A 12,474-nucleotide genomic window follows, 5' to 3' on the forward strand; every position below is an offset into this window, starting at 1 on the left:
CCTACCTCTTTACCGTGTCTCGACCTTCTCGGGCGTGATCACCTCGATCTTCGGCGGCGCCGTGAAGCATTTCACCGCGACGCGGCCGAACGTCTTCATGTGCTCCATGGCGCGATGCGGCACCAGCGCCTCGGCATTCTCCCACTGCTCGACGAACACCATCTTGCTGGGATCGGTGACGCTCTCATGCAGATCATAGGCGATATTGCCGGGCTCCTTCCGCGTCTCCTTGATGCAGGCGATGGCAGCTGAAATGAATTCGGCGCGCGTTTCGGGCTTGATGGTCAAGGTGGCAACGACGTAGATCACGAGAAATCCTCCCGGCTTTTCTTCTGAAGGTTAAGATACCGGGCGGGACATTAGACCAGGCGGGACCGAACGCAAAACCGCAAAAAGCCGTCCCCGGACACGCGGCCGGACTTCCCTCCCTGGACATGCGTTGAGGCGCTATTTCAGTACATGAAATACCGCTGCGTCATCGGCAGCACCTCGGCGGGCGCACAGGTGAGCAGTTCGCCGTCGGCGCGCACTTCGTAGGTCTCCGGATCAACCTCGATATTGGGCGTGGCGTCGTTGTGGATCATGCTCTTCTTCGAGATCCTGCCGCGAGTGTTCTGGACGGCATAGAGCTTCTTGTCGATGCCGAGCTTTCGGGCGAGACCGCCTGTCGCCGCCGCCTTCGAGGTGAACACCACCGAGGAGGCCGTGAGCGCCTTGCCGAAGGCGCCGAACATCGGCTGGTAGTGCACCGGCTGCGGCGTCGGGATCGAGGCGTTGGGATCGCCCATGGGCGCGGCGACGATGGTGCCGCCCTTGACGATGCAATCCGGCTTGACGCCGAAGAAGGCGGGCGACCACAGCACGAGATCGGCGAGCTTGCCCTTCTCCACCGAGCCGATCAGTTTCGACACGCCGTGCGCGATCGCCGGATTGATCGTGTACTTGGCGATGTAGCGCTTGACGCGGAAATTGTCGTTGTCCTTGCCCTTGTCCTGCGGCAGGGACCCGCGCTGCTTCTTCATCTTGTCGGCGGTCTGCCAGGTGCGGATGATGACCTCACCGAGACGGCCCATGGCCTGCGAGTCCGACGACATCATCGAGAGCGCACCGAGGTCGTGCAGGATGTCTTCGGCCGCAATCGTCTCCTTGCGGATGCGGCTTTCGGCGAACGCCAGATCTTCCGCGATCGAGGGATCGAGGTGGTGGCACACCATCAGCATGTCCAGATGCTCGTCGATGGTGTTGCGGGTGAAGGGCCGCGTCGGGTTGGTCGAGGACGGCAGCACGTTCTTCAGGCCGGCGATCTTGATGATATCGGGGGCGTGACCGCCGCCGGCGCCTTCGGTGTGGAAGGCATGAATGGTGCGGCCCCTGAAGGCCTTGACCGTGTCCTCGACGAAGCCGGATTCATTCAGCGTGTCGGTATGGATCATCACCTGGATGTCGTGATCGTCGGCGACCGACAGGCAATTGTCGATCGCGGCCGGGGTCGTGCCCCAGTCCTCGTGCAGCTTCAGCGCGCAGGCGCCGGCCTTGATCATCTCGACCAGGGCGGCAGGGCGCGAGGCGTTGCCCTTGCCGGAAATACCGAGATTGACCGGGAAGGCGTCGAACGACTGGATCATCCGCGCGATGTGCCAGGGGCCAGGCGTGCAGGTGGTCGCGAAGGTGCCGTGCGAGGGACCGGTGCCGCCGCCCAGCATCGAGGTGACGCCTGACATCAGCGCGTGCTCGATCTGCTGCGGGCAGATGAAGTGAATGTGGCTGTCGAAGCCGCCGGCGGTGAGGATTTTTCCTTCGCCGGCGATGACGTCGGTGCCGGGGCCGATGACGATGGTGACGCCCGGCTGGATGTCGGGATTGCCGGCCTTGCCGATCCCGGAGATCATGCCGTCCTTGATCGCGACGTCGGCCTTCACGATGCCCCAGTGATCGACGATCAGCGCATTGGTGATGACGGTGTCGGCCGCGCCCTGCCTGTTGGTGACCTGCGACTGCCCCATGCCGTCGCGGATCACCTTGCCGCCGCCGAACTTCACCTCCTCGCCGTAGGTGGTGAAATCCTTCTCGACCTCGATGATGAGATCCGTGTCGGCCAGCCGCACCTTGTCGCCGGTGGTCGGGCCGAACATGTCGGCATAGACGGAACGCTTTATCTTGACGGACATCACAAGCCCCGTTTGCGTTTGAATGTCTGGTAGGTCATAGCAGCGCCCTCGCTGCTTTCACGGCATCATCGAATTTCTCGTCGAGCCACGCATTGCCGCCGCGGCAACCCGCGACGACCTGCGTTGCCCACTCGACGTAATCGGCGAGATCGTCGCGTTCCTCAGCACTGGGATCGGTTTGAATCCGCGCCCCCGTATTGCTGATCTTGTCGGCGATCTTGATCAGCTTCGCGCCAGCGGATTTGTTCGGTGCGTCCAGCACCTGCCGGCGCCGCCGCTCGGCCTTCGGCAAGTTCATGTCGTCGGTGCATTCGGCGACCAGGGAAGCGACACGCGCGGAAAATCTCTGTGCCAGCTCCTCGGCCGTCGTGTCGGTGTCCTCGATTGCGTCGTGCAGCCAGCCGGCAGCGACGAGCTCGGCGTCGGCACCGTCAGTCGCAGTCGCAAGCAGGTTCGCGACCTCGGCGAGATGATTGACATAAGGCTCATTGCCGCGCCCCTTGCGCGCCATGCCGTTGTGGCGGCGTGCGGCGAGTTCGGCAGCTTCGGAGACGAGGCGGATGGCAGGCAGCATGGCAAATACCTCCGTTTTCGCCTCAACCGTGCCGCGCCGTGCTCGTTCCTCCGGGTGTCACAGCTTCCCCATGACGTCGCCGCGGAAACCGTAGATCGTCTTCTTGCCGGCCATGGCGACGAGCTGGACGTCGCGGGTCTGGCCGGGCTCGAAGCGGACGGCGGTGCCGGCGGCAATGTCGAGGCGCATGCCGCGGGCTTTCTTGCGGTCGAACTTCAGCGCCGGGTTGGTCTCGAAGAAATGGTAGTGCGAGCCGACCTGGATCGGGCGGTCGCCGGTGTTGGCGACCGTCAGCGTCACGGTCTTGCGGCCGGCATTCAGCTCGATCTCGCCGTCCTGGATGAAGAGTTCGCCGGGGATCATGTTCGCTTTCCTCTGTCATTCCGGGGGTCGCGAAGCGAGAACCCGGAATCTCGATCAACAATCTCTGGATTCCGGGTTCGCCCTGCGGGCGCCACGGAATGACGTGTGTGTTTACCGGATCGGCTCGTGCACGGTGACCAGCTTCGTCCCGTCAGGGAATGTCGCCTCGACCTGGATGTCGTGGATCATCTCGGGAATCCCCGGCATCACCTGATCGCGGGTCAGGACCTGCGCGCCGGATTGCATCAGCTCGGCGACGGTGCGGCCGTCGCGCGCGCCTTCGAGGATGAAGTCGGAGATGATCGCGATCGCCTCGGGATGGTTGAGCTTGACGCCGCGATCCAGCCTGCGGCGCGCCACGATCGCCGCCATCGAGATCAGAAGCTTGTCCTTTTCGCGGGGAGACAGGTTCATGCGAAATCTCTTCCGTTCAACACGTCAATTCAGCCAGTCATCAATTCAGCCACAGTCGCGGCAGGGCCACACCGGTGCGCGCCAGCACCGCCATCATGTCGGCGCGCAAACGCGCCGCATCTTGGGCACAGAACCGCGCCATTGCAAAGCCATTCCAGGCGGATATCCCGACCTCGCCGGAGAAGGACTCCGACGCCTCGCGGATACGCTCGACCAGTGCCTCATCGCCAGGCACGATCAGAGCCGTGCCGATCGCCGCGCCACCCTTGGCGACCGCGGATCGCGCGAGCTTTGCGCCGATATCGCCGTCGAGCCTGACCGTTTCGGCGAAGACCAGCTTCCCGCCGCGAGAAAGCCGCCAGCGGTCGACGAATTCGCCCTGCTCCATCCGCTCGCCCATGGCGGTGCGGCCGAACACGACGATCTCGCAAAGCAGGAGCGAAGCGTTCTCGTCGAGCGCGATGTCGAAGCGGCGGTGAACCCGGGCGCGATCGAACAGGATCGTCTCCTGTGGCAGCCAGGCGAGACGTGCACCCGCAGCGACCTTCAAGGCAATCCCGAGCTGCGCCGCGGGCCCCGGCGCGCGATAGACCTTTTCGGCCGCCGCCGTGGTCAGTGTCAGCCGCGAGCCATCCGACGCCGATATCTCGATGTCGAAGCGATCACCACCGGCAACGCCGCCGGCGGTGTTGACGAACACGCCGGAGAGGCCTTCGTCTTCGGGCGAGGGAAAGCGCACGCGGAGCGAACCGGATTCATGCAAGGCCCCGCGCCGCGTCACACCGTCACGAGCGTGCACGTCGAACCTGACGGCGCCGCGGGCGCGGTTGGCCTCGAACACCGAACTTGTCGCTGAAGCGTCGCTGCGCATCCGTCTCCCCAGCCGGTCGCGGCAGGATTTCTTGGCTTACCGGTCCCCGACTTACAGCGCCATCTGGCGGCTGATCTCGCCGGGATCCAGGTTGGCGCGATCGCAGGTGAACTTCACCGCGCCGCGATCCATCACCGCGAAACTGTCGCCGAGTTCGCAGGCAAAGTCGAGATATTGTTCGACCAGCACGATGGCGATGTTGCCGAGATTGCGCAGGTAGGAGATGGCCCGGCCGATGTCCTTAATGATCGAGGGCTGGATGCCCTCGGTCGGCTCGTCCAGCAGGAGCAGCTTCGGCCGCATCACCAGTGCGCGGCCGATCGCGAGCTGCTGCTGCTGGCCACCGGAGAGGTCGCCGCCGCGCCGGCCGAGCATGGATTGCAGCACCGGAAACAGCGAGAACACGTCGTCCGGAATGTGCCTGTCTTCGCGCTTGAGCGGCCCGAAGCCGGTCTTGAGATTTTCCTCGACCGTCAGCAGCGGAAAGATCTCGCGGCCCTGCGGCACGAAACCGATGCCCTTGCGCGCACGCTCGTAGGGCTTCAGGCCCGTGATATCGCTGCCGTCGAACACGATCGCGCCCGAGGAGATCGGATATTGCCCGACCATGGCTCGCAAGAGAGAGGTCTTGCCGACGCCGTTACGCCCGAGCACGCAAGTCACCTTGCCGGGCTCGGCCGAGATCGAGACGCCGCGCAGCGCCTGCGCCGCGCCGTAGAACAGGTTGATGTCCTTGACCTCAAGCATGGCTCAGCGTCCCAGATAGACTTCGATGACCCGCTCGTTGGACGAGACCTGGTCGATGGTTCCTTCCGCGAGCACGGTGCCTTCGTGCAGGCAGGTGACCTTGACGCCGAGCTCGCGCACGAAGGTCATGTCGTGCTCGACCACCATGACGGTGTGGGTCTTGTTGATCTCCTTGAGCAACTCGGCCGTGAGATGCGTCTCGACGTCGGTCATGCCGGCGACAGGCTCATCGACGAGGAGCAGCTTGGGGTCCTGCGCGAGCAGCATGCCGATCTCGAGCCACTGTTTCTGGCCGTGACTGAGACTGCCCGCGAGGCGGTTGCGGGCGTCGGTGAGGCGGATCGTTTCCAGCACCCTGTCAATGCGCTCGGATTCCGCCTTGCTGCCGCGCCAGAACAGCGTGGCCTTGACGCTGTGGTCGACATTGAGCGCGAGCAGCAGGTTGTCCTGCACGGTCTGGCTCTCGAACACGGTCGGCTTCTGGAATTTCCGGCCGATGCCGAGTTCGGCGATCCGGGTCTCGTCGAGCCGCGTCAGGTCGGTGACGCCGTCGAACAGCACGGTACCCTCGTCGGGCTTGGTCTTGCCGGTGATGATGTCCATCATCGTGGTCTTGCCGGCGCCGTTCGGGCCGATGATGGCGCGCATCTCGCCGGGCTCGAGCGTCAGCGACAGGTTGTTGATGGCGTGGAAGCCGTCGAACGAGACGTGCACCCCGTCCAGATAAAGCATCGCGGAAGTCGCGCGGGTATCCATGACGTTCATTGCACCTACTCCGCCATCTTGGGTTCGGTGACACCGTCTTCGGCCGCCGCGCTCACGGAGGCCGCGGCGGTGCGTTTGTCCTTCGACGAATCCCACCAGGCGTTGAAGGTGCCGACGATGCCCTTCGGCAGCAGCAGGGTCACCAGGATGAACAGCGCGCCCAGCATGAAGAGCCAGTACGGCGCCAGCATGCCGGAGGTGAAGAGCGTTTTGGCGTAGTTGACGACGACGGCGCCGAGCGCGGCACCGACCAGCGTGCCGCGGCCGCCGACCGCGACCCAGATCACCGCCTCGATCGAGTTACCCGGAGCGAACTCGCTCGGATTGATGATGCCGACCTGCGGCACGTAGAGCGCACCGGCGACGCCGGCCATGCAGGCCGACACCGTGAACACGAACAGCTTGTAGGATTCGACGCGGTAACCCAGGAAGCGCGTCCGCGATTCCGCGTCACGCACCGCGATCAGTACCTTGCCGAGCTTGGATGAGACGATGGCGCGGCAAATCAGGAAACCTATGACCAGTGCCAGGCAGCTCAGCGCGAACAGCGCGGCACGGGTGCCTTCCGCCTGCACGTTGAAGCCCAGAATGTCCTTGAAGTCGGTGAGGCCGTTGTTGCCGCCGAAGCCGAAATCGTTGCGGAAGAAGGCGAGCAGCAGCGCATAGGTCATCGCCTGCGTGATGATCGACAGATACACGCCGGTGACCCGGGAGCGGAAGGCGAGCCAGCCGAAGCAGAAGGCGAGCAGGCCCGGCACGACCAGCACCATCAGCGCGGCGAACCAGAACATGTCGAAGCCGTACCAGTACCAGGGCAGCTGCTGCCAGTTCAGGAACACCATGAAATCGGGCAGGATCGGATTGCCATAAACGCCGCGGGTGCCGATCTGCCGCATCAAGTACATGCCCATGGCATAGCCGCCGAGCGCAAAGAAGGCGCCGTGGCCGAGCGAGAGGATGCCGCAATAGCCCCAGATCAGGTCGATCGAGAGCGCGAGGATGGCGTAGCAGACATATTTGCCCCAGAGCGCGACGAGATAGGTCGGCACCTGCAGGAACGAGTCCGCGGGCAGCAGCAGGTTGGAGAGCGGGATGAGGATGCCGCAGGCGGCGACGACGGCGAGGAAGATCGTCGCGCCACGGTCCAGCGATCGCGTCAGCATGTGAGGGGTCATGCTTCCACCGCACGGCCCTTGAGCGCGAACAGGCCGCGCGGCCGCTTTTGAATGAACAGGATGATGAGGACCAGGATCGCGATCTTGCCGAGCACGGCGCCGGCGACCGGCTCCAGGAATTTGTTGGCGATGCCGAGCGTGAACGCGCCGACCAAGGTACCCCAGAGGTTGCCGACCCCGCCGAACACCACGACCATGAAACTGTCGATGATGTAACTCTGGCCAAGATTGGGGCTCACATTGTCGATCTGCGACAACGCCACGCCGGCAATACCGGCAATACCGGAGCCGAGGCCAAAAGTCAGCGCGTCGACGCGCGAGGTGGCGATTCCCATCGAGGCCGCCATGCGACGGTTCTGCGTCACCGCGCGCATCTCCAGCCCCAGCGCGGTATAGCGCAGCATCGCGAGCAGGATCGCGAACACGGCGAGCGTGAAGACGAGGATCCAGAGCCGGTTATAGGTGATGGTGATCTGGCCGAGCTCGAACGCGCCGCTCATCCAGGAGGGGTTGCCGACCTCGCGGTTGGTCGGACCGAACATGGTTCGCACCGCCTGCTGCAGCACGAGCGACAGGCCCCACGTCGCCAGCAGCGTCTCGAGCGGCCGGCCGTAGAGGAAACGGATGATGCTGCGCTCGATCAGCACGCCGATGGCGCCGGCAACCAGGAAGGCGAGAGGCACGGCGATCAGCAGCGAATAGTCGAACAGGCCGGGATAGCGGGTGCGGATCACCTCCTGCACCACGAAGGTGGTGTAGGCCCCGATCATCACCATCTCGCCATGCGCCATGTTGATGACGCCCATCACGCCGAAGGTGATGGCGAGTCCGATCGCCGCGAGCAGCAGCACCGAGCCGAGCGAGAGGCCGTACCAGGCGTTCTGCACCATGGACCAGACCGCGAGCGAGCTCTGGATCGAGCCGATCGCGCTCGCGGCGGCCTTGGTTACCGACGCCGGCTGGTCGCCCATGCCGGTGAGCAACGCCAGCGCGTCCTGGTCGCCGCGCGCCTTGAGGGTGGCGACGGCCTCGAGCTTCTCGACCTCGGTGGCGTCGGACTTGAACAGCAGGATCGCGGCGCGAGCCTCGCCGAGCGCGGTCTTGACGGATCTGTTGGTTTCTTTGGCAAGCGCCGCATCGACCGCCTCGAGCGCGGTCTCCTCATGCGACTTGAAGACGGACTGCGCGGCCTGCAGCCGCGTTCCGACGTCTGGCGACTGAAGCGTCAGGCCGCCGAGCGCGGCGTCGACGCTGCGGCGCAGGCGGTTGTTGAGACGAACCGCGCTCGCACTGTCGGGAACGCTAGCGACGGCCTCGCCGGTCGCAGCGTCGATCGACTTGCCGTCGGCGCCGGTGACGTAAACTTTCTTGCTGTCAGGATCGGCCATGAGGCGGCCGTCCTGGAGCGCGCTGATGATGGGGAAGGCCAACGGGTTGCCACTGCCCGCGACCACGCCGATCGCCTCTTCCGTGTCGGAAAAATCGTCATTGGCGAATTTGGCGACCGCATCCTCGAACGGACCGGCGAAGGCCGGCAGCGCGAACGCGATCAGAAACAACGAGAGTGCAAGCGTGCAGAGACGGGCGGACAAATGGGCTGGCACTGTGAATGACCCCGGCAGAAATGAGTGGAGAAGGCGGCGGGATCGCCGCCCTCTCCGATCGTGCAATGGACGTCAGATCCGGATCAGGAGCCCGAACCGAGACACTTGTTGGTCTTGGTGTTGAAGTTGCCGCACTTCTTGCCGACCCAGTCGCCGATCAGGTCCTTTGAGCCTTCCAGCTCCTTCGACCAGGCGTCGCCCGCGACGAGGCCCGGCGTCTTCCAGACCACGTCGAACTGGCCGTTCGCCTTGATCTCGCCGATGAACACCGGCTTGGTGATGTGGTGGTTCGGCAGCATCTTCGACACGCCGCCGGTCAGGTTCGGCGCCTCGATGCCGGGAAGCGCGTCGATCACCTTGTCCGGATCGGTCGACTTCACCTTCTCGACCGCCTTCACCCACATGTTGAAGCCGATCACGTGCGCTTCCATCGGATCGTTGGTCACGCGCTTGGGGTTCTTGGTGTAGGCCTGCCAGTCCTTGATGAACTTCTCGTTCGACCCGTCCTTGGTCTTGATCGACTCGAAGTAATTCCAGGCGGCGAGATGACCGACCAGCGGCTTGGTGTCGATGCCGGCGAGCTCTTCCTCACCCACGGAGAACGCAACGACCGGGATGTCCTTTGCCTTGATGCCCTGGTTGCCGAGCTCCTTGTAGAAGGGAACGTTGGCGTCGCCGTTGATGGTCGAGACCACCGCGGTTTTCTTGCCGGCCGAGCCGAACTTCTTGATGTCGGCCACGATCGTCTGCCAGTCGGAGTGACCGAACGGCGTGTAGTTGATCATGATGTCTTCCTGGGCGACACCCTTCGACTTCAGATAGGCTTCCAGGATCTTGTTGGTCGTGCGCGGATAGACGTAGTCGGTGCCCGCGAGCACCCAGCGCTTCACCTTCTCTTCCTTCATCAGATAGTCGACGGCCGGGATCGCCTGCTGGTTCGGCGCCGCACCCGTGTAGAACACGTTGCGCTCGCTCTCCTCACCCTCGTACTGAACGGGGTAGAACAGGATGTTATTCAGCTCCTTGAAGACCGGGAGCACCGACTTGCGCGAAACCGAGGTCCAGCAGCCGAACACGACCGCGACCTTGTCCTTGGTGATCAGCTCGCGCGCCTTTTCGGCGAACAGCGGCCAGTTCGAAGCGGGGTCAACGACAACGGCTTCCAGCTTCTTGCCGAGTACGCCGCCCTTCTTGTTCTGCTCATCGATCAGGAAGAGGATAGTATCCTTCAGCGTGGTTTCGCTGATCGCCATGGTGCCGGACAGGGAGTGGAGCACGCCGACCTTGATGGTGTCGTCCGCGGCCTTCGCGCCGGTCAATGAAGCCAGACCAAGCACCAGTCCGGCGGTCGCGGCGAGCACGCCGCGGCGGCTAAATGACGCCGCTATATCGTGAGTGGATTTCCTAAACATGAGTGTCTCATCTCCCTGACGCAGACGTGAAAATGCTGCGAAACGGCCCCGCGGCCGCCTGCGATTAACGGAATCGCAAGAACCATGCCATGGGCTGAGCACCCATCAACCATTTGAATTTACTTAAGTAATTGGCAGAATTCGAAGTTTCACCGCAGTCATGTCGCTCAAATTATAGGCAACCAAAATGTATGCGAAAGCGGCATGCAGGTTAGTTTTTGAGCAATCTGTCAGTTCTGGCTAAATTTCCGGCATCACTATTTTTGCACCCAATTGCTGTTTCGGTCGCACTTGCCTTGAAAGCGCCCCCTCGATGTTCCATATGACAACCCGAGGCCTCTTGCGAATCAAGGGGTCATAGCGAGCCGCGTGTTCTTAAGCCCGTACGGGCCTCTGGCTTGCCCCATTCTCCCAAGCCCATCCGACACCCCAAACACGCAGGTGTCTTCTCGACACCCTTTTGCGCGCGCCGCGCCGAATGCGCCGGGCGCCCGCTTTTGACATGGAAAGAACCCCTCTTTTGACTTCGTTTCAGGATTTCGGCCTCGCCGAACCCATCGCGCGCGCTCTTCGTGAAGAGAACTACGTCACCCCCACCCCGATCCAGGCCCAGACCATTCCGACCGCGCTGACCGGCCGCGACGTCGTCGGCATCGCCCAGACCGGAACCGGCAAGACCGCGTCTTTCGCGCTGCCGATCCTCCACCGGCTGCTCGAGAACCGCATCAAGCCGCAGCCCAAGACCTGCCGCGTACTCGTGCTCTCTCCGACCCGCGAACTGTCCGGCCAGATCCTCGACAGCTTCAACGCCTACGGCCGTCACCTCCGGCTGTCGTCGACCCTCGCCATCGGCGGCGTGCCGATGGGCCGCCAGGTCCGCGCCTTGATGCAGGGCGTCGACGTTCTGGTCGCCACCCCAGGCCGCCTGCTCGACCTCGTGCAGAGCAACGGGCTGAAGCTTTCCAGCGTCGAGTTCCTCGTGCTGGACGAGGCCGACCGCATGCTCGACATGGGGTTCATCAACGATATCCGCAAAATCGTCGCGAAGCTGCCGATCAAGCGGCAGACGCTGTTCTTCTCGGCGACCATGCCCAAGGACATCGCCGAACTCGCCGATTCCATGCTGCGCGATCCGGCCCGCGTCGCGGTGACCCCGGTCTCCTCGACCGCCGAGCGGATCAACCAGCGCATCCTGCAGGTCGACTTCTCTTCCAAGCCCGCCTTCCTGACCAAACTCCTGAAGGACGAGCCGATCAACCGCGCACTGGTTTTCACCCGCACCAAGCACGGCGCCGACAAGGTGGTGAAGACCCTTGAAAAGGCCGGCATTGCCGCGAGCGCCATCCACGGCAACAAGTCCCAGAACCATCGCGAGCGGACGCTCGCGCAGTTCCGCTCCGGCGAGATCCGCACCCTGGTTGCCACCGACATCGCCGCCCGCGGCATCGACGTCGACGGCATCACCCACGTCATCAATTTCGACCTGCCCAATGTCCCCGAGACCTACGTCCACCGCATCGGTCGCACCGCCCGCGCGGGCGCCGACGGCACTGCGATCTCGCTGGTCGCAGGCGGCGAGGAGCTCAGCTATCTCCGCGATATCGAGCGGCTGATCCGCGTCGCGTTGCCGCGCGAGGACCACCGCACCGACGCCGGCCGCCGCGATACCGGTCCCGCCCCGTCGCAGCAACGACAGGGCCGGCCGGGCGGCCGCCCCGGCCAGCGTCCCCAGGGCGCACGGCACGGTGACGGGAGGCGTGCCGACGAAAGACATGCCGACGGGCGCCACCATGGTGCCGGCAAGCAAGGCGACGGAAGGCACGGTGAAGGACGGCACGCCGAGGCAAGGCCTGCTGACGGACGGCCTGGCAGTGGCCCGTCGAAGGGTTCTCGCCGCCGCCGCTCCGGTGGTAAGATGCATTCATCGCCTGTCGACCGTCCGGAACAGCGTTCCGCGCATAGCGCCGGGACGCCCGATGGGATACAAGGCGTTGCCTTTTTGCGCCGCGAGAGTCGGCCAAACAGCCAACCGAACCGCAAACCCTATTCGCACTAGCCGTCCACGACCTGGAGAAATTCATGGCTAAGGAAGAGCTGATCCAGTTCGAAGGACTGGTCACCGAAATCCTCCCCGACGCCCGCTACCGCGTGCAACTCGACGCCGGACACGAGATCGTTGCCTATACCGCCGGCAAGATGAAGAAGAACCGCATCAAGACGCTCGCGGGCGACCGCGTGACGGTCGAGATGTCGCCGTACGACCTCGAGAAGGGCCGGTTGATTTTCCGCCACAAAGACGAACGTCCCAGCACGGCAGGCGGACCGCCCCGTCCCGGACAGCGCGGCGGCCAGTTCCGCCGCCGCTAATCGGGCTACGGCGC

At 64.0% G+C, this 12,474-nt stretch carries 13 protein-coding genes; 2 read left to right on the forward strand and 11 right to left on the reverse strand.

Annotated elements, in window-relative coordinates; all coding sequences use genetic code 11:
• Nucleotides 1-9: 9 nt before the first annotated feature.
• The 11 genes from ACSHT2_RS16435 to urtA all read right to left on the reverse strand — a co-directional run bounded on the left by ACSHT2_RS16435 (nt 10) and on the right by urtA (nt 10,093).
• On the reverse strand, nt 10-309 hold the full coding sequence (locus ACSHT2_RS16435) for a putative quinol monooxygenase (protein ID WP_440642470.1): 300 nt from the start codon (nt 307-309) through the stop codon (nt 10-12).
• A gap of 143 nt (nt 310-452) precedes the next feature.
• Nucleotides 453-2,168, reverse strand: a complete 1,716-nt coding sequence (gene ureC, locus ACSHT2_RS16440; protein ID WP_440642471.1) for an urease subunit alpha — start codon at nt 2,166-2,168, stop codon at nt 453-455.
• Nucleotides 2,169-2,202: 34 nt separating this feature from the next.
• The gene (locus tag ACSHT2_RS16445) at nt 2,203-2,742 is read right to left on the reverse strand and encodes an HD domain-containing protein (protein WP_440642472.1); all 540 of its coding nucleotides are present in this window, start codon (nt 2,740-2,742) and stop codon (nt 2,203-2,205) included.
• 57 nt (nt 2,743-2,799) lie between these two features.
• Nucleotides 2,800-3,105: an urease subunit beta gene (locus ACSHT2_RS16450; RefSeq protein WP_026202067.1), complete on the reverse strand. Its 306-nt coding sequence runs from the start codon at nt 3,103-3,105 to the stop codon at nt 2,800-2,802.
• A gap of 111 nt (nt 3,106-3,216) precedes the next feature.
• The gene (locus ACSHT2_RS16455; protein WP_007605424.1) at nt 3,217-3,519 is read right to left on the reverse strand and encodes an urease subunit gamma; all 303 of its coding nucleotides are present in this window, start codon (nt 3,517-3,519) and stop codon (nt 3,217-3,219) included.
• A gap of 40 nt (nt 3,520-3,559) precedes the next feature.
• On the reverse strand, nt 3,560-4,390 hold the full coding sequence (locus ACSHT2_RS16460) for an urease accessory protein UreD (RefSeq protein WP_440642473.1): 831 nt from the start codon (nt 4,388-4,390) through the stop codon (nt 3,560-3,562).
• A 51-nt stretch (nt 4,391-4,441) separates the two neighbouring features.
• The gene (gene urtE / locus ACSHT2_RS16465) at nt 4,442-5,137 is read right to left on the reverse strand and encodes an urea ABC transporter ATP-binding subunit UrtE (RefSeq protein WP_028177269.1); all 696 of its coding nucleotides are present in this window, start codon (nt 5,135-5,137) and stop codon (nt 4,442-4,444) included.
• 3 nt (nt 5,138-5,140) lie between these two features.
• Nucleotides 5,141-5,902 carry an urea ABC transporter ATP-binding protein UrtD gene (urtD, locus tag ACSHT2_RS16470; RefSeq protein ID WP_271529780.1) on the reverse strand — a complete coding sequence of 254 codons (762 nt, stop codon included), beginning with the start codon at nt 5,900-5,902 and terminating at the stop codon, nt 5,141-5,143.
• Nucleotides 5,903-5,907: 5 nt separating this feature from the next.
• Nucleotides 5,908-7,077: an urea ABC transporter permease subunit UrtC gene (gene urtC, locus ACSHT2_RS16475; protein ID WP_440642474.1), complete on the reverse strand. Its 1,170-nt coding sequence runs from the start codon at nt 7,075-7,077 to the stop codon at nt 5,908-5,910.
• On the reverse strand, nt 7,074-8,681 hold the full coding sequence (gene urtB / locus ACSHT2_RS16480) for an urea ABC transporter permease subunit UrtB (RefSeq protein ID WP_440642475.1): 1,608 nt from the start codon (nt 8,679-8,681) through the stop codon (nt 7,074-7,076). The genes urtC and urtB overlap by 4 nt, the downstream gene beginning before the upstream one ends.
• Before the next feature lie 83 nt (nt 8,682-8,764).
• Nucleotides 8,765-10,093 carry an urea ABC transporter substrate-binding protein gene (gene urtA, locus ACSHT2_RS16485; RefSeq protein WP_440642477.1) on the reverse strand — a complete coding sequence of 443 codons (1,329 nt, stop codon included), beginning with the start codon at nt 10,091-10,093 and terminating at the stop codon, nt 8,765-8,767.
• A 478-nt stretch (nt 10,094-10,571) separates the two neighbouring features.
• Here urtA and ACSHT2_RS16490 point away from each other — a divergent pair, with 478 nt between their 5' ends.
• Complete coding sequence (locus tag ACSHT2_RS16490) at nt 10,572-12,149, forward strand: DEAD/DEAH box helicase (protein ID WP_440642479.1); 1,578 nt, start codon at nt 10,572-10,574, stop codon at nt 12,147-12,149.
• Between the two features lie 23 nt (nt 12,150-12,172).
• A complete protein-coding gene (infA, locus tag ACSHT2_RS16495; protein ID WP_024340539.1) occupies nt 12,173-12,460 on the forward strand; it encodes a translation initiation factor IF-1 in 288 nt (95 codons plus the stop codon).
• Nucleotides 12,461-12,474 lie beyond the last annotated feature (14 nt).

Origin of the sequence: Bradyrhizobium sp. PUT101 (assembly GCF_052043945.1) — a bacterium.
Classification (GTDB): Bacteria; Pseudomonadota; Alphaproteobacteria; order Rhizobiales; family Xanthobacteraceae; genus Bradyrhizobium.

Bases quoted from the DNA above. Each gene is read 5' to 3' on its own strand.
- infA (WP_024340539.1), top strand. From the start codon at position 12,173: ATGGCTAAGGAAGAGCTGATCCAGTTCGAAGGACTGGTCACCGAAATC.
- ACSHT2_RS16490 (WP_440642479.1), top strand. From the start codon at position 10,572: ATGCGCCGGGCGCCCGCTTTTGACATGGAAAGAACCCCTCTTTTGACT.
- urtA (WP_440642477.1), bottom strand. From the start codon at position 10,093: ATGTTTAGGAAATCCACTCACGATATAGCGGCGTCATTTAGCCGCCGC.
- ACSHT2_RS16455 (WP_007605424.1), bottom strand. From the start codon at position 3,519: ATGAACCTGTCTCCCCGCGAAAAGGACAAGCTTCTGATCTCGATGGCG.
- ACSHT2_RS16450 (WP_026202067.1), bottom strand. From the start codon at position 3,105: ATGATCCCCGGCGAACTCTTCATCCAGGACGGCGAGATCGAGCTGAAT.
- ureC (WP_440642471.1), bottom strand. From the start codon at position 2,168: ATGTCCGTCAAGATAAAGCGTTCCGTCTATGCCGACATGTTCGGCCCG.
- urtE (WP_028177269.1), bottom strand. From the start codon at position 5,137: ATGCTTGAGGTCAAGGACATCAACCTGTTCTACGGCGCGGCGCAGGCG.
- ACSHT2_RS16460 (WP_440642473.1), bottom strand. From the start codon at position 4,390: ATGCGCAGCGACGCTTCAGCGACAAGTTCGGTGTTCGAGGCCAACCGC.
- urtD (WP_271529780.1), bottom strand. From the start codon at position 5,902: ATGAACGTCATGGATACCCGCGCGACTTCCGCGATGCTTTATCTGGAC.
- urtC (WP_440642474.1), bottom strand. From the start codon at position 7,077: ATGACCCCTCACATGCTGACGCGATCGCTGGACCGTGGCGCGACGATC.
- ACSHT2_RS16445 (WP_440642472.1), bottom strand. From the start codon at position 2,742: ATGCTGCCTGCCATCCGCCTCGTCTCCGAAGCTGCCGAACTCGCCGCA.